The organism is Nocardioides perillae, assembly GCF_013409425.1.
Classification (GTDB): domain Bacteria; phylum Actinomycetota; class Actinomycetes; order Propionibacteriales; family Nocardioidaceae; genus Nocardioides; species Nocardioides perillae.
Genome location: NZ_JACCAC010000001.1, coordinates 3381064 through 3404656, shown reverse-complemented (window position 1 = coordinate 3404656; position 23593 = coordinate 3381064). Strand labels below are relative to the sequence as shown.

Here is a 23593-nt window from a genome sequence, read left to right as displayed (position 1 = left end):
ACCGGGGGCGGCGGCGGCCCTGCTCGACCACCGAGGCGACGGCGGCCCCACCCGTCCTGCCGGACGCCCGCGTCCCCCGGACCGCGCTAGCGTGCCTCCGTGCCCACCCGTCTCGACAACGTCGGCATCGCCGTCCGCGACCTGGACGAGGCGACCGCCTTCTTCACCGACCTCGGGCTGCGCGTCCTCGGGCGGGCCGAGGTCAGCGGGGAGTGGGCCGACACCGCGGTCGGGCTCGACGGCAACCACGCGCGCATCGCCCTGCTCGAGACGCCGGACGGGCACGGTCGGATCGAGCTCTTCGAGCAGGTCCACCCCGAGGCGGTGGAGGCCGAGCCGGTCGTGCCGCACCAGGTCGGCATGCACCGTGTCGCCCTCGCCGTCGACGACCTCGACGCGGCCTTGGTGGTCGCGGCCCGCCACGGCTGCCACCCGCTGCGCGGCGTCGCGACCTACGAGGACTCCTACCGCCTGACCTACCTCCGAGGGCCGAGCGGCATCCTGGTCATGCTCGCGCAGCAGCTCAGCGGTGCCTGAGCGGCCGCGCCGCGTCTCGGTGGTCGGCAGCTCCGGGTCGGGCAAGACCACGGTCGCCCGGCGCCTCGCCGCGGAGCTCGACGTGCCGCACGTGGAGCTCGACGCGCTGCACTGGGGGCCGGGCTGGTCGGCGGCCTCGCCGGCCGAGCTGTCCGCCCGCATCGCCGAGGCGACCGCCGGTGAGGCGTGGGTCGTCGACGGCAACTACTGGGGCAAGGTCGGGCCGCAGGTGTGGGAGCGGGCCGACACGGTGGTGTGGGTGAGCCCGCCGCGGTGGCGCACGACCTGGCAGTCGGTCACCCGCACGCTGCGACGCGTCGTGACGCGGCAGGAGCTGTGGAACGGCAACCGCGAGCGGTGGTCCGGCCTCGCCTTCTGGCGCGGGGAGGACTCGGTGCTCTGGTGGGCCTGGACGACCTACGACCGCACGCAGGAGCGGTACGCCGCCGCGATGGCCGACCCGCAGTGGGCCCACCTGACCTTCCACCGGCTGCGCACGCGCCGCGACGTCGAGCACTTCCTCGCCGGCACCCGTCGCGCCGGCTGACGTCAGGCCTGCTTCGGCTCCAGGGTGAGCGCGATGGAGTTGATGCAGTAGCGGTCGCCCGTGGGCGTGCCGTAGCCGTCGGGGAAGACGTGGCCCAGGTGCGAGCCGCAGCTGGCGCAGCGGACCTCGACGCGCTTCATGCCGAGGGTGTTGTCCTCGAGGTACTCGATCGTGTCGGAGATCGGCTGGTAGAAGCTCGGCCAGCCGCACCCGGAGTGGAACTTGGTGTCGGAGGTGAACAGCTCGGCCTGGCAGGCCTTGCAGCGGTAGACGCCGGTGGTCTCGGTGTCGGTGTACTCCCCGGTGAAGGCGCGCTCCGTGCCGGCCTTGCGCAGCACGGCGTACTCCTCCGGGGTGAGCTGCTCGCGCCACTCGGCGTCGGTCTTCTGGACCCGGTGGGCACCCTGGTTCGCCATGCCCCCACGGTAGGTGCGAGACGCAAGTGCCCACCCGATCGGGGTCTTGACCAACCGTTGAGTACACCTGTTCACTGACCCGATGGCGACCGACACGACCCCGCGGGCGGCGGGGCAGCGGCAGGGGTGGCACCGGGTGCGCTCGGTCGGCTCCAAGCTGACGACCCCGCTGCACCCCGACGACTACCTGCGCTTCGTCAACCCGCTGTGGACGGCGCGCGAGCTGCGCGGCCGCGTCGAGGAGGTCGTCCCCGAGACCGAGGACGCCGCCACGCTCGTGATCAAGCCGGGCTGGGGCTGGCGCTGGCAGCACCGCCCGGGGCAGTACGTCGGGATCGGCGTGCAGGTCGACGGCAAGTTCCAGTGGCGCTCCTACTCCATCTCCTCGGCCCCGTCGCGGTCGCGGCGGACCATCTCCATCACCGTCCGCGCGATGCCGGAGGGCCTGCTCTCCTCCCACCTGGTGAAGGGCCTGGAGCCCGGCACCATCGTGCGGCTCGCGCTGCCCGAGGGCGACTTCGTGCTGCCCGACCCGCCGCCGGACAAGGTGCTCTTCCTGGTCGCCGGCAGCGGCGTCACCCCGGTGATGGCGATGGTCCGCACCCTGCACCGGCGCGGCACCATGCCCGACGTCGTGCTGCACTACTCCTCGCCGACGCCGGAGCGGATGATCTTCCGCGACGAGCTGGCGCAGCTCGAGGAGCACCACGACTCCTTCACCGTCCACCGGTTGCACACCGACACCGACGGCATGCTCGACCCGGCGCGCGACCTCGACGAGGTCTGCCCCGACTGGCGCGAGCGCGAGACCTGGGCCTGTGGGCCGGGCCCGATGCTCGACGCGCTCAGCGAGCACTTCGAGGCCGAGGGCGTCGCGGAGCGGCTCCACGTCGAGCGGTTCAACCTGCAGCTCGGCGCCGACGGCGGCGAGGGCGGGACCATCTCGTTCCGCAACTCCGGCAAGGAGGTGGAGGCCGACGGCGCCACCACGGTGCTGGAGGCCGGCGAGCAGGCCGGCGTCGGCATGCCCTACGGGTGCCGCATGGGCATCTGCCACACCTGCACCCTCACCCTCGTCTCCGGCAAGGTCCGCGACCTGCGCAACGGCGAGGAGTACGACCAGCCCAACGAGCAGGTGCAGACCTGCGTCACCGCCGCGGTCGGCGACTGCGTCCTCGACATCTGACCCGATCGACCCAGGGAGAAGCATGGCCATCAGCGACGTCCAGGAGTACTGCCACCTCACCGACGAGGAGGTCGAGCAGATCGGGCGCGAGCTCGACGCGATCCGCACGGAGGTGGAGGAGTCGCGCTGCGCCGCGGACGCGGCGTACATCAACCGGCTCATCAAGGTGCAGCGCGGGCTGGCCTTCGGGGCACGCGTGGTGCTCGGCGCCTCGGCGTACTCGAAGCGGGCGCGGATCCCGGGCGCGGTGCTCGGCTCCGCGATGCTCGGGACGGCCAAGATCCTCGAGAACATGGAGATCGGCCACAACGTCATGCACGGCCAGTGGGACTGGATGAACGACCCCGAGATCCACTCCTCCAACTGGGAGTGGGACACCGCCCAGCCGGCCGAGCAGTGGAAGCACAGCCACAACTACGTGCACCACCAGTTCACCAACGTGCTCGGCTACGACAACGACATCGGCTACGGCATCCTGCGGATGGCGCGCGAGCAGAAGTGGCACCCGGTCAACGTCGGCCAGCCGGTCTACAACTCGCTGCTCGCCTTCCTCTTCGAGTGGGGCGTGGCGCTGCACGACCTCGACCTCGAGCGCATCCGCAAGGGTCAGAAGGACCCGCAGGAGATGAAGCGCCAGCTCGGCCAGATCTGGCGCAAGGGCCGCAACCAGGTGCTCAAGGACTACGTCGTCTACCCGGCGCTCAGCGGACCGCACTGGCGCACCACGATCGTGGCCAACGCCGCCGCCAACGTGACGCGCAACGTGTGGTCCTACGTCATCATCTTCTGCGGCCACTTCCCCGACGGCGCGGTGCACTTCACCGAGGAGGAGATCGAGGACGAGACCCGCTCGGAGTGGTACCTCCGCCAGATCCTGGGCGCCGCGAACTTCGAGGGCGGCCGCTTCCTGCACATCATGAGCGGCAGCCTCGGCTTCCAGATCGAGCACCACCTCTTCCCCGACCTGCCGAGCAACCGCTACCCGGAGATCGCCGAGCGGGTGAAGGCGCTGTGCGACAAGTACGACCTGCCCTACACGGTCGGTCCGCTGCACCGGCAGTACGGCCAGGCGCTGCGCACGATCCTGAAGCTCTCGCTGCCGAACTCGTGGACCAAGGACAACCGCGTCTACGACGACGCCAGCACCCGCGGCGACACGCCCCCGGTGCCGGAGGGCCCGGTGCGCGAGCGGCGCCGCAAGAGCGACGCCGAGCGGCCCACCCGCCGCCTCGAGCTCGGCGCCTGGTCGCGGGGGTCGGCGAAGGAGCGCGCGTGAGGGCGGCCGTGCTCACCCCCACCGGCACGCCCTTCGCCTGGACCGACCGCGGCGGCGAGCCGCTGCCGGCGACGGCGGAGGGGCGCCTGGGCGCGCCGGCGCGGGCCCGGGTGACGCAGTGCGCGCTCAGCCGGGTGTGCGGGGTGTGCGCGGAGCCGCTGGGCCGCCCCATCGCGTTCCTGGCGACCCCTGGTGAGCGCGACCGCAACGCCGTGCACGCGCCACCGATGCACCTCGCGTGCGCCGAGGGCCTGCTCGCCGCGCCGGGCGCCGACCCGTCGTGGGTGCTGCTCCGCACCGCCGCGTTCGAGTTCGTGCGGCCGGGGCGCGACGAGGTCGAGACCGAGCCGGTCTTCTCCCTGCACGCCCTGCTCTGAGCGCCGGGGCACCAGCCCCTAGAAGCCGGTCGGGCACCACGGCGGCGCGGCGAGGTCGCCCACCGCGGCGTACGCCGACACGGCCGCGTCGCTGCCCGCGACCCGGCCGGCGTCGGCCAGGGTCGCGACGTCGACGTCGCCGAGCAGCAGCGTGCCGAGCACGGCGACGTCGAGGCGCAGGTCCCCGGCGTCGCGGGCGTCGTCGAGGCGCTCCACCTCGGCGCGGCCGTCGCGCACCGTGACCGCGAACCGTCCTGTGGCGTGCCCCAGGGCGTCGTCGACCTCGAGCACCACCCGGCCGTCGCCGCGCCACGGTCGCGCCGCCAGAACGGCCACCGGATCCAGCACCCGCAGCCACAGCACGTCGGTCGTGCCCACCGTGCGCACGGCGCGCGGGTCGACCACGGCGTGGTCCAGCGGGTCGACGACCGGCGCGCCGCGCCACCGCACCCGCTCGGTCAGGTCGAGCGAGGCGAGGAAGCGCCACAGCGCGAGGTGGGTGGCAGGGGAGAGCGCCAGCAGGTCGGCGACGTCGAGGGTGCCGCGACCCTCGACCTCCCCGCGGTGGCGCCACGCGACGTACCCGTCAGGGGTGCCCGCCTCGTCGAGGTGGACCGCCACGCGCAGCTTGCGGTCCTCGCCGCGCGTCTCGGGGTCGAGGCGCCCGGCCAGGACCTCGCGGTAGAAGGCGGGGCGGCTGACGGTCGCACGGGTGGTCTCGTGGTGGCGCTGCGCCACGGCCGCCACCACCTCCTCGGCCTCCGCGGGCTCGACCAGGACGACCCGTCCGGCGGCCGCGGGGCCGTGCAGCGCGAAGCGGTCGCCGACGTCGACCTCGACCGACCGCTTGCGGGTGGCGGGCCCGAAGCCGAAGCGGCCGTAGATCGTGCCCTCCGAGACCGTCAGCGCCGCCACCGGCACGCCGCGGCGCGCGGTCGCGGCGAGCTCCTCGCCGAGCAGCCGGCGCAGCAGGCCGCGCCGCCGGTGGGTCGGGGCCACCGTCACGTCCGTGATGAGCCGCAGCGGCAGCAGCCCCGCGCCGGCGTGCAGCGTGCCGTCCCATGAGGAGATCGTCGCGACCGGGAGGTTCCCGCTGCCGACCGGCGGGGACGGCTCCCACAGCCCCCGGAGCTCGGCGGCGTCGGCCCGGGCGCAGCGCAACCACAGCGCGTGCTCCTCGTCGCCGGGCCGGCCGTCGTGGAAACCGCGGGAGGTGCCGTGCAGCCAGCCGTCCACGAGCGCGAGCGACGCCTCGTCGTCGACCTGCGGGTCGAGCGTGCGGTCGACGAGGTCGGCGGTCGCGGCGGGCGGCGCGTCGGGCTGCGCGGGGGAGGCCATGTCCGCCACCGTAGGGATGCGCGACCCGGACCACCACCGACTTCCGGACCCGCACGGATAGGGTGCGCGTGACCCGGGCGCCGGCCCGGGCCGACCGCGGAGGCCCCGTGAACCGCCACCAGCTCCTCCGGTCTCTGCACCGGCTGACCCGCCCGCGCACCTACCTCGAGACCGGCGTCAACCTCGGTCACAGCCTCGCGCTCTCGCGCGTGCCGAGCATCGGCGTCGACCCGGCCTTCACCGTGCGGGCCGAGCTGCAGGCCGACGTCCACCTCGCGCGCACCACGAGCGACGAGTTCTTCGCCCGGCGGCGTCCGCTCGCGCACCTGCCGGTGGGCGTGCTCGACCTCGCCTTCGTCGACGGCATGCACCTCGCCGAGTACGCCCTGCGCGACGTCGTGGCCGTCGAGCGGTTCACGCTCCCCACCAGCGTGGTCGTGCTCGACGACATGCTGCCGCGCACCGTCGAGGAGGCCGACCGCAAGCGCCGCACCCACATGTGGACCGGCGACGTCTACAAGGCGGCCGAGGCGCTGCGCCGGCTGCGACCCGACCTGCTCGTGCTCGACGTCGACACCCAGCCCACCGGCACCTGCGTCGTGCTCTTCCCCGACGCCACGCGCGGCGGCGTCCTCGAGGGCTACGACGAGTGGCTGGCCGACGCGGTGGTCCCCGACCCCCAGGACGTGCCCGACCACGTGCTGCGCCGCACCCGGGCGGTCGACCCCGAGCGGCTGCTGGCCAGCCCCGGTTGGGCGCGGCTGCCCGAGCTGCGCGGCGAGGTGCGCCCCGGCGACAGCGGGCCGGTGCGCGAGGCCTTCGCCGACCTGGTGCAGGAGGCCGCGGCGCTCAGCGGCTGAGCCGCGCGCGGACCCGTCGCGCGACGGCGACGGCGCGGCGGCGTGCGCGGGTCCCACCGCCTGCGGTGCTCGCGGCGTCCCCGTCGCGACCACGCGGGTGCGGCACGGGCGTCATCGACGGCGTGGCGCGCTGGCCCCACAGCAGCACGAGCGGCCGCTCGCCCTGCACCAGCAGCCGGCAGCCGAGCGGCAGCACCTCCGGCACGTCCTCGGCAGGCCCGTCGCCGACGTCCCCGGCGCCCCGTGACCCGCCCACCCGCCGCAGCGCGTAGGTGCCGTTGCGCAGCTCGCCGCGCGCCACCCGCACGAGGGCGCGGCGTCCACGGTCGTCGTCGACGACCTCGGCACGCGCGCGGTGGCGCTGCTCGCCGCGACGCAGCTCGACGACGTCGCCCGACGACACGACGTGGTCGGGGTCGCTGAGCACGACCTCGACGTCGTCGCCGACGCGCCGGGCGTAGCTGTCGACCAGGTCGATCGCCGCCTGCGGTGGCCTCGAGTCGCCCACGCCGTCCTCCGCTCGCTGGTCCGCGGCCTGCGTCCAGCAGCCCGGCAGCACCCTAGCCGCACCGCTAGGGTCGAGCGCATGGCGAGGACACCCGCAGCGGAGGTCGAGGCCGGCGGCCGCGTCGTCCGCGTCTCCAGCCCCGACCGCGTGGTCTACGAGGCCACCGACCGCACCCCCGAGGTCACCAAGCTGATGGTGGCGGAGTACGTCGCGTCGGTCGGCGAGGGGCTGATGCGCGTGCTGCGGGACCGGCCGACCGCGCTGGAGCGCTGGCCCTCGGGGGTCCGCGAGGGGATGCGGCTCGCGACCGGTCCGCAGGACCGCGACGCCGACGCGTTCTACCAGAAGCGGGTGCCGAAGGGGGCGCCGGACTACCTCGAGACGGTGCGCATCACCTTTCCCTCGGGGCGCACCGCCGACGAGGTCTGCCCGAGCGAGGTCGCGGTGCCGGTGTGGTGCGCCCAGATGGGCACGCTGACCTTCCACCCGTGGCCGGTGCGCCGCACCGACGACCCGGCGAGCCTGGACCACCCCGATGAGCTCCGCCTCGACCTCGACCCGCAGCCGGGCACGACCTTCGGCGACGCCGCGCGCGTCGCGGGGGTCGCGCGCGAGCTGCTCGAGGAGCTCGGGATCCGCGGCTTCGCCAAGACGTCGGGCAACCGCGGGGTGCACGTCTTCGTGCGGATCGAGCCCCGCTGGGAGTTCACCGACGTGCGCCACGCCGCGATCGGCTTCGGCCGCGAGCTCGCGCGCCGCGACGACCAGGTCACCGTCGACTGGTGGAAGGAGGAGCGCGGCGAGCGGATCTTCGTCGACTACAACCAGAACAACCGCGACCGCACCATCGCCTCGGCCTGGTCGCTGCGCCCCCTGCCCGGTGCGCCGGTGTCGACGCCCGTCACGTGGGAGGAGCTGGCCGGGCTCGCCGACCCGCGCGAGCTCAACCTCTTCACCGCCCCCGAGCGCCTCGCCGACGGCGACCCCTGGGCCGAGGTCGACGACGTCGCGCACTCCCTCGAGCCGCTGCTCGCGCTGTGGGAGACCCTGCCGGGCGGCGAGCTGAACTTCCCGCCCGACTACCCCAAGATGCCCGGCGAGCCGCCGCGGGTGCAGCCGAGCAAGAAGGTCGCCAGCCACTGGGACGCCGACGGCAACCGCGTCGAGACCTGACCCGCCTCAGGTCCAGCGGCGTCGTCCGCTGCGCTCGAAGTCGACGATCCGGGGCTCGAGCTCCGCGAGGAACGCGGCGAACCCCGCGCGCTCGGCCGACAGGTCGAAGCGGTCGACGATCTGCGCACCCGCTCGCCGCAGGCGCAGCACCTCTCTGGGTGCGGAGGATGCGAGCCCGCGCAGCGCGGCGACGTAGGACCCGGCGTCGTCGTAGTCGACGAGCACGCAGTTCAGCCCGGGTCGGCAGTAGGCCATGTTGCCCCCCACGTCGGGCGTGACGACCACGCTCTCGGCGGCCATCGCCTCCAGACCGGGGAGGTAGAGGCCCTCCTCAGGTCCGGGTGTCGCGAGGAACACGTCGCTCCACTGGTAGAGCTCGCGCAGCTCGGCCCACGTGGCCGTCGTCGTGATGGCGCGGAAGGCGAAACCCGGGTCGTCCACCAGTGCGGCTGCCACCCGGTCGCCCACGTCGGACTTCCACGTGGTGTACGCCACCCGCAGCGGTGTGCGGGGCCCCTCGTCGCGGCGGTGCGTCCGGAAGAACGGGGTGTCGTGGCCGAGGTCGACGGTGCGGTGCAGCGCCCGCTGGTCGAGCCACGGCCGGATGGTCTCGGCGACGATCTCGTTGATCGAGATGCGCGCCATGGGGCGGGTCAACAACCGGGTGGGGTAGCCGTCGCCCCAGGCGGGATTCACGTGACGGACGTTCTGGACCAGGTGGACGACCCGCTCGGGCGAGGCTCCGGCGGGGAGCGAGCGGTGGACGACTTCGGCGTTGCGCGGCAACGAGATCAGCGCCAGGTCGTCATCGGCGAACGCTAGGCTCCGCCCGCTCACCACGCTCACGTCGTCGGCAGTGGGCAAGTCGCGGAACCGGTCGTTGCGGAAGAGCTCCTCGTCGACTGACGGTGGCCGGGGGCACCACACACTGACGCGGAAGCCCAAGGTGCGGGCATGCTGCACGTAGTCCATGAGCTTGACCACCCCGCCGACCGGTTTCCAGGTCGGCGTCAGCACGTGAAGAGTGCGGGAGCCGCTCACGCGAAGCCCTGCAGGATCTCGTGGAGAGGTACGACGGCTCGTGAGGGCTCCAGCAGCTCACGGGCCAGGTGGAGCGCGCCCTCGCGCTTGCTCCGCAGGACCTCGGGGTCCTCGATCGCCCCCACCAAGGCGGCGCGCAGCTCGGCCGTGTCGTCCGGGTCGACGGTCCAGCCGGCGTCGTAGGCCGTGATGAGGTCGCTCACCTCGGTGAAGGGGACGTGGAGCACAGGCAGCCCGCACGACAACGCCACCACCGACCGGGTGACCATGGCCAGCTCGCGCTCCGGGTTGCGGGCGAAGACGTCGACGCTGACGTGGCAGGACGCGAGGTGTCGGCGGAAGTCGCCGAAGGGCAGCGGAGCGTGGCGCACGACCCGCGGGTGGCTCGTGAGGGCCTGCAGCTCGGGATGGAGGGAGACGGTGCGTGTGTAGCCCCAGTGGCCGCTGACCATCAGGTCAAGGGTGAGGTCGCCACGGTCGAGCAGCCCGGCCAGGGTGGACAGCACAGGGCCGGGGCGGGACCACGGCTGGAGGTAGCCGCTGATCGCGGCCCGCAGGGTGCCGTCGTCGGCCGACCTCGGGGCCTCGGTCGGCATTGCCATGACGACCACGCCGAGGGGCAGTTCGGGCACACCGGCGCGTTCCAACCACCCACGCACGTAGGGCACCTTCTTCGCCCCGTTGACGATGACGGCGTCGCTCCGCGCGAGCGCGGCCAGCTTGCGCGACTCGAGCAGGGCGAGGGCCGCAGCAGCCGTCTCCTCGTCGGGGTGGTCCTCCTGGGCGAGCTCGAGCATCTTCGGCGCGAAGAAGTCGTACACGAGCCGGCACCGCCCGAGGTCACCGAGGCGCCGCACGTTGTTGGAGTTGGTCACGACGAGCGCGTCGACGTCGTGGGTCCGCACGTAACGGTCGAGGTGTCCGGGCCACAAGATGATGGATCCTCGGGGCAGGGCGGGGGGTGTCGGCCTGGTCCACACGCGCGCGATGACCCGCCGGTCGACGACCACGGTCACGTCGTGCCCGAGCGCGCGCAGTCCTAGAGCGAGCCCCCACGCCCGCAGGCCCGGAGCCGCGACAGGCAGGCCCATCCCGGGGATGACGTCGTTCGACAGGACGACGACCTTGCGCGGCCCTCTCACTCGGGCCTCGGCCACAGCGACGTGAGGGTCATGACCACCACCCTGCTCCACGGTTCGCCGACGAGGCGGAGCGACCGCAACCGGTCGACGTGGACCATCGTGCCGAAGCCGCGGGAGAGGGCCTCGACGCACGCGGACGTCGAGATGTTCGCCGGCCCCCCGGGCGCCGTGACCACGTGGGCAGCCAGGACGACGCGCCCGCCCGGGTGCAGCACCTCACGCGCGCTCAGGGCTTGCGCCGCCACCTCGTCGGCGTCGGCGCCGTCGGGCAGCACGACTGCGACGACGTGCGGGCTGGGCGGGTCGTCGAGCTCGGGCCCGGTCACGGCCGCGGTGGCCCCGAAGGCCCTGACCAGTGCGGATCGGTGTGCGCTCGCGTCCCCCCGCACGTGGATGCGGGCTCCTGCCTCGGACACGTCGGCGGTGGCGGCGCGTGCCTCTTCGACGAGTGCACTGGACAGCTGCAGGTGCCGCAGCTTGGCGCCGCGAGCGCCGGGCGGGAGCGCGTCGGCCGGAGAGGGCGGTGCCTCCGCCCAGACGGTGGGGGGGAGGTGCCACTCCTCCTGCAACGCGGCCCGGACCTCCCTGCGCGGGCCGACCAGACGGTCGTACGGCGTCAGGTGGGTCAGCAGTGGGACGCCGAGCAGCTGTCCGAGGCTCGTCGCGTCCAGGTCGTCGGGCAGGGCGACGCATGTCGGCAGTGCGCGCTCGTCGGCGTCGAGGACCTGCCAAGGAAAGCTGAGGGCGTCGAGCACCACCAGGGAGCCGGCCTCGCGGAGACGGCGGTGCAGGCCCGATCGGGACGTGGACCAGTCGTCGAGGCTGTCCGGGACGTCGGCGGAGGTGCGACCGCCCCAGACGACGGGGCCCTGGGTCGCGAGTGGGCTGCGACCCACCGGCGCGGCACTCACGCAGCCGGCCCCTCGAGGTAGCGCTCCCGCAGCGTCTGCACGCCTGGTCTGCGGCGGAGGAGACGGCCTACGAGCGGCACGTCGTCGATGCGCCGCAGCAACCAGACCAGGTCGTCGCGGGTCTGGGGCGCGACGTTGGCGACCTCGACGCCCCGGTGGGCGGACGCGGGCTCGCCGCCGGCTGCCTCGGCCTCCCGCAGGCGCGCCGACAGGTGCCGGACCTCGTAGCGCAGCAGCTCGTTCTCCATCCGCAGCGTCGCGAGCTCGTCGGGGGTCACCCGGTGCATCGGTTGCATCAACGTGCTCCTGTGGTCTCGGACAGTTCCTGGAGCTCCCGCCACGTCTGCAGCACCCGCTCCTCGGTGCGAGGGGCGAACACCGGCTGCGGTGCCTCGCGCTGCGAGGTCACCTCGGGGTCGAACACACCCGCGGTGCGCGCCTGGTCGAGCGACAAGCCGAATCGGTCGTTGACGCGCTCCACGACGTCGCCGCTGCCCGCCACTGCCTCGAAGGGAAGGACCAGGCAGTCCTCCGGGAAGCTTCGCACGAACGCGACCAACGCCCTGTTGTACGTGTCCCACAGCTTGAGTCCGTGATCGGGCTCGGAGAAGAAGCGGCCGTGCCGCTGCGGGTTGCCCTCTTGCTGCAGCAGCGCACGCGCCGACCGTGATTCCATCGACCGCACGCACTCACCCGGGTCGCGGAACACCACGACCACCTTGACGTCCGGGTTCACGTGCTTCCACGCACCGATGAAGAGGCACACGCGGGGATCCTTGAACCCCCAGACGGGATGACGCAGCTCGCGCTTGAGCACGAACGAGCGCATCCGCCTCCAGTGGTCGCGGCCGATGCGGAACGGGAAAGGCGCGTCCCACTGCCAGTCGTCACCGTGGCGCTCGAGCACGGCCCGGTGCAGGGAGAGCACTTCCCGGTCCTCGAAGTGCCCGTAAGGATTGGTCGGCCCGGCGCCGAGCAGGTCGTCGCCGACGAAGAGACCGCCGGCGTGGAGCAGCTGGGTGAGCAGGGAGGTGCCGCTGCGGTGGAACCCCGCGATGATCAATTGCACGAATCCTCACCTCCCGGGCGTCGTCGAACCGTGGGCAGGCGCACCCTAACAAGGCGTCGCGGTGGTCCCGGCGCTCGCCATGGGCCGGCTGAGTGCACCCCGACAGGTCTGCTCAGAGGACGAACCGCGCGCTGGGCCACAGACGCAGAACCTTGTCGCGGCCGAAGCGGTCGGCCATGAACTCGTAGACCGGGCGGTAGTGGGTCGCGACCGCCTGGACCGTCTGCTCCGGCAGGTCCTCGGCCGGCTGCGGAGCGGCGTTGCTGCGCTTGTCGAGGGCCGGCTCGTGGAACGGGACTGCGAGGAAATCGCACAGGCGCCGCACCTCGGAGGTGCTGAAGAGCTCCTCGTAAAAGCCGTAGAAGACCTCGTCGGGCCGGAAGGCGTGCTCGAGGGAAGCGATCGTACGGTCGTAGCGGGTGCGCTTCTCGAGATTGGCGCGTCGGTGGTGCTCGAGCAGTGCCTGCTCCGGGCTCCCCGTGAAGAAGTCGGTGCCGACACGCTCCATCATCCGCAGCGTGCTGTGGATGCGCTCGACGGGGTCCCGCATCAAGAAGACCGGGGCGACCCGCACGCGGCGGCGCTCGAACTGCGTCCGGATCGACGCGAACCGCTCACCTGACAGCAGGCAGTAGTCGGGGGTGACGTCGGCGGCGAGCTGCGCCCCCTCACGCGAGGCCAGGAGGCCGGTGAAGTAGTCGAAGTAGAAGCGCGGCTCCGCCACCATCGCGGCGCGGTGCACTACCCCGGCGCGGGCCTTTCCTCGCTGTCGGAGGTCCTGCAGCGAGCGCTCGGCATCGCGCACGTGGTTCTCCAGCAGCCACTGCTCCTCCGCCAGGTCACGCGCGTCGAACACGTGGTACTCCTTGCGGTAGCCGGCGGCGAAGCCCGGCGCGTCCTTCACGTAGTCGTACAACCAGGTCGTGCCGGCCTTCTGGGCGCCGATCCCCAGCAAGAAGGTCCCCAACGTCCTCGACTCGGGTCTGCGGCGTCGTCCCAGCACCGGAACACCCTAGTGGAGGCGTCCCGCCTCCCCCGCAGCCCGCCCGTGAGGTTCGAGCAGACCGGCCGTGGCTACGATGGGCCGCCGTCGTCGCAGCCGTCGCTTGGGGAGGAGCGGACCGTGCCGTTCAGCCTGCGGGCGGGGGCCGTGCCCCCCGCGGTCCCACCCGGCGTCCTGCTCGTCGAGGACGCCCTCGTCACGCGATTCGTCCGCGGGCCGCTGCGCATGGCGGGGCAGACGCTGCGGTGGATGAGCGGGGCGGTCCACGACGCCGAGGGCCGGCTGGTGCCGCTCTCGCAGCGCGACTGGGACGGTGACGAGCACGCGCCGGTGGCCGCTGACCCGGCCGCCGTGGTGCGCCCCGACGGCCCGGGCGGTCCTGACCGCCTCGCCGGCACCTGGCACTACGCCGGCCACTGGACCCGCCACTTCGGCCACTTCCTGGTCGAGACGGTGCCCAACCTCTGGCCCGAGCCGGAGGCCACCGGAGGTGAGCCAGTGGCGGGCCTCGTCGCCCACCGCAGCTGCTACGGCCCGGCCCCCGCAGCCCCCGGCCGCGGCGACCGCACGCGTCCGGCCGACCTCTGGCCGTGGCAGGAGGAGCTGCTCGACCTGGCCGGCTACGGCGGGATGCCGGTCGAGATCGTCCGCGCCCAGCCCCGTCTGGTCGACCGCCTGCGCGTTGCGTCGCGCCCGGTGCTGCTGAAGTCGCGGGTCGGCGCCGACGCGGTGACGCTGTGGCAGCGCATGGCCGCCTCGGTGCAGCCGGCGGGCGAGCCCGCCGTCTTCCTCTCCCGCGCGCGCTTCCACGCCGAGAACGCCGACGACGAGCTCAAGGTGCGCGTCGAGGCCCGCTGGGAGGAGCAGATGGAGCGGCTCGCCGGCGCGGCCGGCTTCACCGTCGTGCACCCCGAGACGCTGTCGGTGCGCGAGCAGGTGGCGCTGCTGCGCGGCGCTCGGGTCGTCGCGGGCTCGGCCGGGTCCGCGCTGCACCTCGCGGTCTTCGCCGAGCCCGGCACCACCGTCGTGGAGGTCGGTGACCAGCGCACGCCCGACTCCCCGCTGCCCAGCCAGCGCCTCCTCGACGAGGCGTGCGGCCACACCTCGCTGTTCGTCCCGTACGCCGACGAGCAGGCGCTCGCCCGCGTGCTCGAGCAGGCCGTGGGGGCGCCCTCGTGAGCGCGGCCCCGACCGGGGCCCGGCGGCTCGTGCTCGTCGCAGGGGCGGGGCGCAGCGGCACGAGCACGATGGCCGGGGTGCTGCAGCGCCTCGGGCTCGTGGTGCCGCAGCCTGAGGTGCCGCCCGACGAGAGCAACCCGCGCGGCTTCTACGAGCCGCTGTGGGCCGTTGAGCTGCACAAGGAGCTGCTCGAGCGGGTGCCTGCCCGCACCAACGACGCACGGCCCGACGCCGCCCGCCTGGTCGACGAGTCGATCGACCGCGACGCCGTGCGGGCGCAGGTCGCGGCCTGGCTCGCCGAGCACGCGGCGCAGGCCGACCGCAGCGGGCGCGCCGGCGCGCCCCTGCTGGTCAAGGACCCGCGCACGCTGTGGTTCACCGAGCTGTGGTGCGAGGCGGCCGCCGCGGCCGGGCTCGAGGTCTGCTTCGTCACGATGCTGCGCCACCCCGCAGCGGTGGCGCGCTCGCGCGACACGCACTACCTCGCCGACCGCCCCGCCGACTTCCGCACGCTGCGCCAGACCGCCAACGTCGCCTCCTGGGTCAACGGCACCGTCACCACCGAGCGCCTCACGCGCGGGCGCCCGCGCGCCTTCGTGCGCTACGACGACCTGCTCGCCGACTGGCGGTCCGCCGTGGGGCGGTGCGTCGACCAGCTGGGCCTCGACGTCACGGTGCCCTCGGCTGACGAGCACCACCCGGTCGACGACTTCGTCGACGTGCGGCTGAACCGGTCGCGCACGTCCTGGGACGACGTGTCGACGAGCGCGGCGGTGCGCGAGGTCGCCGACGCGGCCTGGGAGGCCGCCGACGCCCTGGTCGACGACCCGGTCGACGTGGCGGCCGTCGCCCGGCTGGGAGAGGTGGGGGAGCGCTACGCGCTGATGCACCGCGAGGCCGAGGCCCTCACCCTCGACCACACCGGCGTCGCGGTGCAGCGCGCCCGGCGCGAGGTCCGGCGCCGGCTCGCGCAGGAGGCGGCGGCGTCGACGGGTCCCGCGCGCCCGCGGTGGCGGGTGGCCGCGGGCCGCGTGCGCCGCGGCGTGCGCCGCGGCGTGCGCCGGGTCGCAGGTCGCGAGCGCGCCTAGCGCTCCCAGGGCGCGGGCAGCGGCACCCACTGCTCCAGGAAGTCGGCCAGCAGCGCGGCCACTTCGTCGGGCGGGAGGCCGGAGCGGTCGTTGTCGCCCAGGCAGACGCTGTCGAGCCCGCGGGTGCGCAGCAGGCCGTCGAGGGTGCGGCGCACGGCGCCGTTGCCGAGGTCGACGTAGCGGAAGGCGTGCTCGCCCCAGTAGGCCGCCCCGGTCGCCAGGCCGTAGTGCTGGGCGAGCGACGACAAGAGGGACACGTCGCTCGGCGAGCGGAACGGCGAGGCGGCCGTGCGCCGCAGGGCGTCGCCGAAGCGCTCCTCGACCTCCCGCAGCACGGAGACACGGTGGGCGTAGGGGCTGTGCGCGACCTGGTCGCGCAAGGTGACGCCCAGCGCCTCCTGCAGCAGTTTCCGGTTGGTGAGTGCCGCGGCGAGGTGAGGCCGCTCGGGCGCGCTCTCGTCGTCGCCGACCGGCACGGCAGCGCGGAAGACGGCGGCGCGACCAGTGCCGTCGAAGAACGCAGACGGCCCCAAGGGTCGGCCCAGCACCACGTCGTCGTTGAAGTACAAGAAGTGTTCGCTCAGTCCCGGCACCCGGTGCAGCGCGGTCTCGATCGCGTGGGAGTTGAAGGTCGGGAGCACCTCGGCGGGCAACACCTCGCGGTGGTCGACGACCCGCACCCGGGGGTGGTCTGCGAGCCAGTCGGGCCGCTGGCCGTCGGTGACCAGGTGCACCTGCCGCACCCAGGGGGCGAAGAGGTGCAGGCTGCGTAGGGCGTAGCGCAGCTCGCCGCGGTCGGCGTAGCGCGCACGGCCGCGGCTGCGGGGGTCGCCCGGTGGCTCCCCGAGCTCGGCGAGGCGTCGGCGCCGGCGCTCGTCCCAGGCCGGGTCGGAGCCGTCGACCCACGTGAACACGACGTCGACCGGGACGTCGACGTCGTCCACCGTGCGTCCGAGCAGCAGCGGCAGCGTCGGCACCTCGACGCCGGCCACCTCGACGGTGGCCGTCGCGTGCTCGGGTCGGGCGGTGGTCACCCACCCGTTGGGCACGGGCGCGTGCCAGGTGCCGGTCTCGTCCTCGGGCCAGAACTCGACGTGCACCGCCGTGCCCTCGGCGAGCAGGGTCCGGCGACCGGCGCGGCGCTGCCACGGCTCGAGCAGCAGCCGGGCGGTGGCGCCGTGCCGCACGGCCGCGACCAGCTCGGCGGGGGCGCCCCGGCGCTCCAGCCAGCGGTGGTCGGGCGGGTCGACCGCCGAGAGCCAGGGCGGCAGGTCGGCGCCGGCGAGCGCGTCCAGGAACGCGCGGCGGCGCGCGTGGGGCACGACCACGCGGGGCGGGGCCGGGAAGGGTGCGGGCACGACGAACCAGTCCGACGACGTCGCCGCGGCGATCCGCGCCACCGCCGCGACCACGGCGCCGCGGGCCTCGGCGGGGGTCGTCTCCTGTCCGGTCACACCGGCCGGCGTGGGCGGGTCGACGAGGGTCGCCCGGCTGCCCCCGCGGCCCCCCTCGCCCTCGCTGCCGCGGGGGACCCGGCCGCGGCGTCGTGCGACGGCGCGTCCCAGCACGTCGTCCCAGGTCGCCGCGACGACGTCGGGGTCGTACTCGGCGGCCGTGGCCAGCGCGCCGTCGCCGAGGCGGCGTCGCCGCTCGGGGTCGGTGGCCAGGTCGAGGACGGCGCGCGCGAGCGCGGGCTCCGCCCCGGCCGGCACCAGCACCCCGTTGACGTCGTCGCGCACGATGTCGCGCACCGCGAGCGGGCAGTCGTAGGCCACCACCGGCACGCCGGCGGCCATCGCCTCCTGCGCGACCAATGGCAGGCCCTCGCGCAGCGACGAGCAGACCGCGACGTCGGCACGGGCCCACTCCGAGGCCATGTCGGAGGTGGTCCCGGGCAGCTCGACGCGGTCGTGCAGGCCCAGCTTGCGCGCGACGGCGAGCAGCTCCTCGCGCAGCGCCCCGTCCCCGAGGATGCGCACCCGCCAGTCGGGCAGCCGGTCGGCGACGCGGCCGAAGGCGCGCACCAGGTGGTGGAACTGCTTCTCCGCGTCGAGGCGCCCGGCCGCGACCACGAGCCCGCCGTCGGGTCCGCCGTCGAGGCGGGCACGGGGACGGTGCCCGGCCGGGAGCAGGTTGGGCACCACGAGCGTCTCGGGGCAGGCTGCGCGGAGCTCGGCGCGCAGCCAGTCGACCGCTGGCTCGCCGAGCATCGTGACTGCGTCGGCCCGCGGTGCGGCGGCCAGCAGCGCCTCCTTGCCGCCGGCGCGGTCGAAGGAGGTGCGGTGCTCCTGGTGCACCAGCGCCACGTCGGACGGCAGCAGGTCGGCAGCGCGAGCGAGCAGCCCCGGCACCACGGTGACCAGCACGTCGGCGCGCACGCGTGGCAGCGCCGTCTCGAGGGCGAGGTCGCTGAGCGCGCTGAGCTGCCACTCCCAGCGTCGTGGGACGGCGCGCGAGGGCTGCTGCTCGAGACGCGCGGCCTCGGCCGGGTCGAGCCGTCGGTGGCCGGCGACGCGCGGGCGCCGCGGGTCGCGCAGGTCGACGAGGTACTCGACCCGCACGCGCGGGTCGACGGCGGCGTGGGGGCGCTCGTGCAGGCGGCGCAGGCTGAGCACCTCGACGTCGTGGTCGGCCACGAGCCGGTTGGCGAGGTTGACCACGGCGCGGGCGGTGCCGCCCACGTCGTCGAGCGTGAGCACGAGGAAGGCGACCTTCACGGCGTCGCCTCCGCGCGGCGCACGACGAGGGCGCCGTCGGCTCCGAAGGTCCAGCGCAGGGGGGCGCCGCGGTCGTCGACGAGCGGGTGGGGCAGGGCGACGAGGGTCGCGGGGTCGCGGAGCCCGTCGCGGGCCCGGTGCACCGCCAGGTCGTCACCGGTCCGCCCGTCCGCGGGCCGCGCGCCGCGCAGCACCAGCCGGGCACCCGCGGGCGGGACGACAGCGGCGGTCCCCACCCGCACCCGGCCGTGGGCAGACGAGAGCGGCTCCCACGACGCGAGGCTCGGCTCGCCGCCGTCGAGCGGGTCGAGTGCGGCGTCGACGACGGGGGGGCAGCCAGGGGGCAGCGCGACGTCGACGACCAGCGCGTCGGGGTCGGGCACCGGCCCGCCGAAGCCGAGCACCACGGCCCGCGGCGCGAGGCGGGTGGCCGTCAGCAGGAGGGTGCCGTCCGCGCGGCGACCGAGGGTGTGCTGCCGGTCCCCACTGCGCGAGGGCGGCGTGCGGGTGGGGCCCTCGTCGGGCGCGGTGGCGTCGACGACCGGCTGCGCGGCGCCGCTCGAGCCGGTCACCACCAGGGCGGCGGTGCCGGTGTCGCCCGGGCGGGCGTCGGCGGGCAGCAGCGCGTCGGGCAGCGGGCAGCGGTAGGACCCCCCGCCGCCGGGGAGCGGCTCGGCCACCTCGACCTCGAGGGCGAGGGTCGTGCCGTCGTCGAGCTGCAGCCCCGGCACCGCAGCCGCGTCGACCCCGGCCAGCGCCAGCCAGAGGTGCTCGCCGTCCAGCACCCGGGCGTACGCCGCGACGGGCCGTGACTTGGCGGAACGGCGCCTCATGCAGGGTCGGCGGCGGGCCGGAGCGCCTTCGCGACGTTGCGGGCGACGACCGGTCTCCCGGCGATGCGCTCGTGGACGAAGACCTGCATCGTCCTGTCACCGGTGGGGATGTCGGCGAGGACCAGGTGCAGCCCGGCATCGGTGAGCACACGGGCCACGTGACCGGCCATCGAGGGCCGCTCGTCCGACGACGCCGTGATCACGACGCCGACGACGTCGCAGGACGGCAACAGGTCGCGCAGGTCGTCGAGCACCCGCAGCGCCTCGTGGCCGCCATCGACACGCAGGACGGTGCCGACGTCGCGCAGCGTCCCGGCCGACGCCGACGTGGTGCGCCAGGTGGCGTCGTGGACCGTGACGTGCTGGACCCCAGGAGGGGCCTGGCCGGCCACGCCGAGGTCCAAGGCGACGGCCTGGCACCCGGCTATCTCCCTGCTGGCCCAGGCGGCGAACCCGAAGCCGTCGGAGCCGATCTCGACCGCCTGCTCCGGCTCGACCGCACGGCACAGCCGGCGGAAGGCGGCGCGCACCCGTCGGGCGTACACCTCCTCGTCGAGTCCGTTGGCCCGAGCGACCTGGCGGGTGGTGTTGCGGGTCAGCGCGGTGCGCGTCATGGCGCTGCGGCGCTGGTCGCGACCCCCTCGATTCGGCTCGGTGCCCGGCAGGGAGGCGACGGTCGTCCCCGCGGGCACGAGCGACTCGGCGAGGGCCCTCCGCCGGTGCCACCCGACCACCGCCGGGGGCACCGTCCTGACCCGGTGGAGCAGAGCAGCCTGGGCCGCAGGGCTGCGGCGGGCGCTGACGGACTCGTGGACGTACCAGTCGTCGTGCCCGCTCAGGTCAGGCCACTTGCGGCGGTAGCCCTGCTCGGTCAGGAGGGCGTGCAGCTCGTCGCGCTGGTGCTCGTTGTGCTCGACGCAGATGCGCTCGACGCGACGGGCCGAGAAGTCGAAGGCGCGCAGGATCGCGACCTCGGACCCCTCGGTGTCGACGGAGAGGAAGTCGATGGTGTGCGGTGCCCCTGCCTCGACCAGGAGGTCCTCCAACGTCGTGGTCTCGACGTGGTGCACGACGTGGTCCGCACGGAGGGCTTCGCGCTCGTCTCCCTCCCCGAAACCGCTCGCGGTCGACAGGGCGGGCCGGCCGTTGACAGCGTGGAACTCGACGGTCCGACCACTCACGTCGAGGACGCACTTGGTCGACACGTGGCACGAGCGGTTGCGCCGGACCGCGTCGGCGAAGGCGGGGTGCGGCTCGGCGACTGCGCCTGTCCAGCCGAGCTGCTCGAGGAGGTAGGTGTTCGACACGTCGCGCCCGTTGAGAGCTCCGAACTCGACGAAGTACCCCTCCTGCGCGAAGCCGGTCTCCCACAGTGCCCACAGGTCCTGGAAGCGTTGGGCGTAGGAGTGCGGGAGTGCGGCTGCCACGAAGCGGAGGAAGCCGTTCCTCTCGGCGGTGTCCCGCCCAGCTCCGCGGTCGCGCGCTCCGCTTCGTGGTGCCCCACGCTCGCCGTCGAGTCGCTCGAGCGCGCGCCGCGTCTGCGCGACGTTCGCCTCCACGTCGCGCTCCCGACGTCGTCGCAGTTGGTCGACGAGGTCGCGCCGGGAGTCCTCGCCCAGCGCGAGAGCGGCGCTGACTCCGCTCTGCAGCTGATCGACGGGGTGGTCGATGCACGGGATGTCGTAGACGGCCGCTGTCCAGCGGTCGAGGATCGCGGGTACTGCGAACGCGACCGAGGCGGGCACGGCGCTCGTGATCTTGGTCGTGCGGTAGTCGGAACGGTCCGGTGGCAGGGCTGGCAAGAGGTAGTCCGAACCGGCCATGTTCCCGAACGTCACGTCGTGCTGCACGAAACCGGTGGCCGGATCGACGGGAGCGAACCAGAAGGTGTCGTCGAGACCGGCTTCACGGACCATCTGCTCGAGCGTGGTCCGGTCGTGGCCGGCGCCCAGGACAGCGAACTCGACCCGATCCCGTTCCGTGGGGGACAGCCCTGCAGCGGCCGTCACCACGCCCTCGAAGTCACGGTTGCGGAAGGTCGCCGCTCCGGGCAGCCCGATCCGGATCTTGCCGCTCGCGCTGCGCGGGGGGTCCGGCAGGTGCCACATCGTGTGGCTCAACGTGACGGTGTCACCGAACAGGCGGTGGTCGGCCAGCATGAGGGCGGCGGTGCAGTGCGGGGCCAGGGTGGCCAGGACCGCCTGCCCCGATCGGACGAGGTCGACGCACTCCTGCTGGGACAACAGCAGCGGCGGGTTGTGGACCAAGCCCAGGGTCGGGAGTCCGAGACGCCGCGCCCAGCTGGCGTGCCCGTTGCGCTGGAAGGTGTTGAGCACCAGCACATCGAAGTCGGCGAGCTCGAGGGCCAGGGCATCTCGCCCCTCGGCGTCGTCGAGCTGGCGGTAGTGGACCCGTTCGCCGCTGACCATCCCGCCGTAGAGCGGGCCCCGGCTCAGCGCACGTTCGTTGAGGTAGATCGTGACCTCGACACCGAGCGCCTCCAAGGCGGAGCGCAGAGCCTCTGCCACTTCCTCGTGCACAGGCTCGAACTGCACGATCACGGCACGTGTGCGTCGAGAGGTCGGCAGGGTCACGGCCCGCACCCTAGTACGCCGTGGGGCTCAGGGAGCGCTCCGCGGGTCCTCGTGCTCGAGCAGGTGCAGCACCGGCACGCCGAGGTGGCGCCGGGCGCGCGAGGTCCAGTCGACGTGGAAGAACTCGGCCACGACGTGCGGCCGGGTCAGCACCACGGCCTCGCGCCCCGCGACCCGCGCGACGGTCTCCTGCAGGGCGGCGACCGGCTGCGCGGTCACGACCTCCCCGACCGCGGCGGCGCCGAGCGCGTGGAGCCGCGCGAGGGTGGCGGCCAGCTCGCCCTCCGCCTGCGCCAGCGCCTCGCGCCGCACCTCGGCGAGGTCGACCTCGCCCAGCGCGAAGGCCGGCGTGGCCGCGACCTCACCGGCCGACAGCGTGCCCATCGCCGCCTCGACGCGCACCGCGGCGTCCTCCGCCGGCAGCAGCACGTGGTAGCGCACCGGCTCGTCGAGGTCCTCGTGCAGACCGACGACCTGGCGGGCGTCGGCCTCGCTCAGCTCCTCCTCGACGAGCAGGACGACGTCGTAGCTCGGACCTGCAGGGTCTGCGGGGCCTGCGGGGCCTGCGGTGCTCACGGGGTGCCTCCGGTCAGGACGTCGGTGAGGTCGTAGCCCACGGGCTCCTCGAGCTGCTCGTAGGTGCACGAGGTCGGGTCGCGGTCGTCGCGCCACCGCTTGAACTGCGCGGTGTGGCGGAAGCGGCGGCCCTCCATGTGGTCGTAACCCACCTCGAGCACCCGCTCGGGCCGCAGCGGGGTGAAGGAGAGGTCCTTGCCCGCCGACCACCGCGACTGGGTGCCGGGCACCCGCTCCGGGTTGGCCACCGCGTCGCCCGCCCAGGCGCTCCACGGGTGCTCGTCGATGCCGCAGACCAGCGGTTGCAGCTCCTGCCACAGCGCGGCGCGCCGCTGCTCGGTGAAGCTGGCCGCGACGCCGACGTGCTGCAGCGCCCCCTCGGCGTACAGCCCGAGGAGCAGCGAGCCGAGCAGCGGGCGCTCGGGGGTGGAGGTCTTGTGCTCGCGCAGGCCCGCGAGCACGACGTCGGCGGTGCGGCGGTGCTTGATCTTCAGCATGGTGCGCTTGCCGGGGGAGTACGCCGCGCCCAGCGGCTTGGCGACCACGCCGTCGAGGCCGGCGCCCTCGAACTGGTGGAACCAGCGCTCGGCCTCGGCCGGGTCGGTGGTGGTGCGGGTGAGGTGGAAGCCGGTCGCGGGCTCGGTGGGGTCGGACACGCCGGGCAGCCCGGCGAGCGCCTGCTCGAGGGCGGCGCGCCGCTCGGCGAAGGGGCGCTCGACGTAGGAGGTGTCGCCCAGGGCGAGCAGGTCGAAGGCGACGAAGCCCGCGGGGGTGAGGCCGCTGAGCATCGCCACGCGCGAGGCGGCCGGGTGGATGCGCTCCTGCAGCGTCTCGAACTCCAGGCGCGGCGGCACCTGGTCGCGGCTGGAGCAGAAGAGCTCGCCGTCGAGGACGACGCGCTCGGGGAGCTGCGCCCGCGCCGCCTGCACCACCTCGGGGAAGTAGCGGGTCAGCGGCTTGCTGCCGCGGCTGGTCAGCTCGACCTCGTCGCCGTCCTTGAAGACCAGGCACCGGAAGCCGTCCCACTTCGGCTCGAAGGAGAGCCCCGGCACGTCGCCCACGCTGTGGCGCTGCGGGTCGGGGATGCCCGCGACCGACGTGGCGAGCATGGGCTGCACGGGCGGCTGCACGGGGAGGTCCACGCCTCGAGGCTAGGGCCCGACGCGGGCACCGGTCACCCCTCCGCGCGCCTTAGGCTGGGCCGGCGCCCCCACGGGAGCGC

At 74.2% G+C, this 23593-nt stretch carries 23 protein-coding genes; 9 read left to right on the top strand and 14 right to left on the bottom strand.

Translation table 11 applies throughout. The features are described from left to right. Positions 1-99 precede the first annotated feature (99 nt). Positions 100-537 carry a VOC family protein gene (locus BJ989_RS16040; protein WP_179519064.1) on the top strand — a complete coding sequence of 146 codons (438 nt, stop codon included), beginning with the start codon at positions 100-102 and terminating at the stop codon, positions 535-537. Beyond that, the gene (locus BJ989_RS16035; RefSeq protein ID WP_218848850.1) at positions 530-1084 is read left to right on the top strand and encodes an AAA family ATPase; all 555 of its coding nucleotides are present in this window, start codon (positions 530-532) and stop codon (positions 1082-1084) included. The genes BJ989_RS16040 and BJ989_RS16035 overlap by 8 nt, the downstream gene beginning before the upstream one ends. 2 nt (positions 1085-1086) lie before the next feature. Here BJ989_RS16035 and msrB read toward each other — a convergent pair whose 3' ends face one another. Further along, a complete protein-coding gene (msrB, locus tag BJ989_RS16030) occupies positions 1087-1500 on the bottom strand; it encodes a peptide-methionine (R)-S-oxide reductase MsrB (protein WP_179519063.1) in 414 nt (137 codons plus the stop codon). 82 nt (positions 1501-1582) lie between these two features. Here msrB and BJ989_RS16025 point away from each other — a divergent pair, with 82 nt between their 5' ends. From BJ989_RS16025 to BJ989_RS16015, 3 genes are read left to right on the top strand one after another with little or no spacing between them, the layout of a single operon-like run. Further along, on the top strand, positions 1583-2686 hold the full coding sequence (locus BJ989_RS16025) for a ferredoxin reductase (RefSeq protein WP_179519062.1): 1104 nt from the start codon (positions 1583-1585) through the stop codon (positions 2684-2686). 22 nt (positions 2687-2708) lie between these two features. Next, positions 2709-3962: a fatty acid desaturase family protein gene (locus BJ989_RS16020; protein WP_179519061.1), complete on the top strand. Its 1254-nt coding sequence runs from the start codon at positions 2709-2711 to the stop codon at positions 3960-3962. Then, positions 3959-4339: a hypothetical protein gene (locus BJ989_RS16015; RefSeq protein ID WP_179519060.1), complete on the top strand. Its 381-nt coding sequence runs from the start codon at positions 3959-3961 to the stop codon at positions 4337-4339. The genes BJ989_RS16020 and BJ989_RS16015 overlap by 4 nt, the downstream gene beginning before the upstream one ends. Before the next feature lie 18 nt (positions 4340-4357). Here BJ989_RS16015 and BJ989_RS16010 read toward each other — a convergent pair whose 3' ends face one another. Continuing rightward, positions 4358-5677, bottom strand: coding sequence for a GNAT family N-acetyltransferase (locus BJ989_RS16010; RefSeq protein WP_179519059.1), 1320 nt, complete (start codon positions 5675-5677; stop codon positions 4358-4360). Between the two features lie 107 nt (positions 5678-5784). Between BJ989_RS16010 and BJ989_RS16005 the strand changes: the two genes are divergently transcribed. Then, positions 5785-6537: a class I SAM-dependent methyltransferase gene (locus BJ989_RS16005; RefSeq protein WP_179519058.1), complete on the top strand. Its 753-nt coding sequence runs from the start codon at positions 5785-5787 to the stop codon at positions 6535-6537. On the opposite strand, the gene BJ989_RS16000 is transcribed toward BJ989_RS16005, so the two are convergent. Further along, positions 6527-7045 (bottom strand): hypothetical protein, encoded by a 519-nt coding sequence (locus BJ989_RS16000; protein WP_179519057.1) that lies wholly within the window; start codon positions 7043-7045, stop codon positions 6527-6529. The genes BJ989_RS16005 and BJ989_RS16000 overlap by 11 nt on opposite strands. 78 nt (positions 7046-7123) lie before the next feature. Between BJ989_RS16000 and BJ989_RS15995 the strand changes: the two genes are divergently transcribed. Further along, positions 7124-8218 carry a DNA polymerase domain-containing protein gene (locus BJ989_RS15995; protein ID WP_179519056.1) on the top strand — a complete coding sequence of 365 codons (1095 nt, stop codon included), beginning with the start codon at positions 7124-7126 and terminating at the stop codon, positions 8216-8218. A gap of 6 nt (positions 8219-8224) precedes the next feature. Here the strand turns inward: BJ989_RS15995 and BJ989_RS18925 are convergent, their stop codons facing one another. The 6 genes from BJ989_RS18925 to BJ989_RS15965 all read right to left on the bottom strand — a co-directional run bounded on the left by BJ989_RS18925 (position 8225) and on the right by BJ989_RS15965 (position 13336). Then, positions 8225-9259, bottom strand: a complete 1035-nt coding sequence (locus tag BJ989_RS18925) for a glycosyltransferase (RefSeq protein WP_179519055.1) — start codon at positions 9257-9259, stop codon at positions 8225-8227. Further along, entirely contained in the window at positions 9256-10350 is a 1095-nt protein-coding gene (locus tag BJ989_RS15985) for a glycosyltransferase (protein ID WP_179519054.1), read from the bottom strand. Before BJ989_RS15985 ends, BJ989_RS18925 begins: the two co-directional genes overlap by 4 nt. 47 nt (positions 10351-10397) lie before the next feature. Next, the gene (locus BJ989_RS15980; RefSeq protein ID WP_179519053.1) at positions 10398-11312 is read right to left on the bottom strand and encodes an MDR/zinc-dependent alcohol dehydrogenase-like family protein; all 915 of its coding nucleotides are present in this window, start codon (positions 11310-11312) and stop codon (positions 10398-10400) included. Further along, positions 11309-11608: a hypothetical protein gene (locus tag BJ989_RS15975; RefSeq protein ID WP_179519052.1), complete on the bottom strand. Its 300-nt coding sequence runs from the start codon at positions 11606-11608 to the stop codon at positions 11309-11311. Before BJ989_RS15975 ends, BJ989_RS15980 begins: the two co-directional genes overlap by 4 nt. Next, positions 11608-12381 (bottom strand): sulfotransferase, encoded by a 774-nt coding sequence (locus BJ989_RS15970; protein ID WP_179519051.1) that lies wholly within the window; start codon positions 12379-12381, stop codon positions 11608-11610. The genes BJ989_RS15975 and BJ989_RS15970 overlap by 1 nt, the downstream gene beginning before the upstream one ends. A gap of 112 nt (positions 12382-12493) precedes the next feature. After that, positions 12494-13336: a sulfotransferase gene (locus tag BJ989_RS15965; protein ID WP_179519050.1), complete on the bottom strand. Its 843-nt coding sequence runs from the start codon at positions 13334-13336 to the stop codon at positions 12494-12496. Between the two features lie 168 nt (positions 13337-13504). On the opposite strand from BJ989_RS15965, the gene BJ989_RS15960 reads away from it, so the two are divergent. Both BJ989_RS15960 and BJ989_RS15955 read left to right on the top strand, forming a co-directional pair. Continuing rightward, entirely contained in the window at positions 13505-14563 is a 1059-nt protein-coding gene (locus BJ989_RS15960) for a glycosyltransferase 61 family protein (RefSeq protein ID WP_179519049.1), read from the top strand. Then, on the top strand, positions 14560-15651 hold the full coding sequence (locus tag BJ989_RS15955; protein ID WP_179519048.1) for a sulfotransferase: 1092 nt from the start codon (positions 14560-14562) through the stop codon (positions 15649-15651). Before BJ989_RS15960 ends, BJ989_RS15955 begins: the two co-directional genes overlap by 4 nt. Here the strand turns inward: BJ989_RS15955 and BJ989_RS15950 are convergent. From BJ989_RS15950 to BJ989_RS15930, 5 genes are read right to left on the bottom strand one after another with little or no spacing between them, the layout of a single operon-like run. Then, positions 15648-18368 (bottom strand): stealth conserved region 3 domain-containing protein, encoded by a 2721-nt coding sequence (locus BJ989_RS15950; protein WP_179519047.1) that lies wholly within the window; start codon positions 18366-18368, stop codon positions 15648-15650. The two genes, BJ989_RS15955 and BJ989_RS15950, sit on opposite strands and share 4 nt — an antisense overlap. Then, positions 18365-19201, bottom strand: coding sequence for a hypothetical protein (locus BJ989_RS15945; protein ID WP_179519046.1), 837 nt, complete (start codon positions 19199-19201; stop codon positions 18365-18367). Before BJ989_RS15945 ends, BJ989_RS15950 begins: the two co-directional genes overlap by 4 nt. Then, positions 19198-21795: an FkbM family methyltransferase gene (locus BJ989_RS15940; RefSeq protein WP_179519045.1), complete on the bottom strand. Its 2598-nt coding sequence runs from the start codon at positions 21793-21795 to the stop codon at positions 19198-19200. The genes BJ989_RS15945 and BJ989_RS15940 overlap by 4 nt, the downstream gene beginning before the upstream one ends. Positions 21796-21822: 27 nt before the next feature. Beyond that, positions 21823-22371 (bottom strand): hypothetical protein, encoded by a 549-nt coding sequence (locus BJ989_RS15935; RefSeq protein WP_179519044.1) that lies wholly within the window; start codon positions 22369-22371, stop codon positions 21823-21825. Further along, positions 22368-23513 carry an ATP-dependent DNA ligase gene (locus tag BJ989_RS15930; protein ID WP_179519043.1) on the bottom strand — a complete coding sequence of 382 codons (1146 nt, stop codon included), beginning with the start codon at positions 23511-23513 and terminating at the stop codon, positions 22368-22370. The genes BJ989_RS15935 and BJ989_RS15930 overlap by 4 nt, the downstream gene beginning before the upstream one ends. Between the last annotated feature and the right edge of the window lie 80 nt (positions 23514-23593).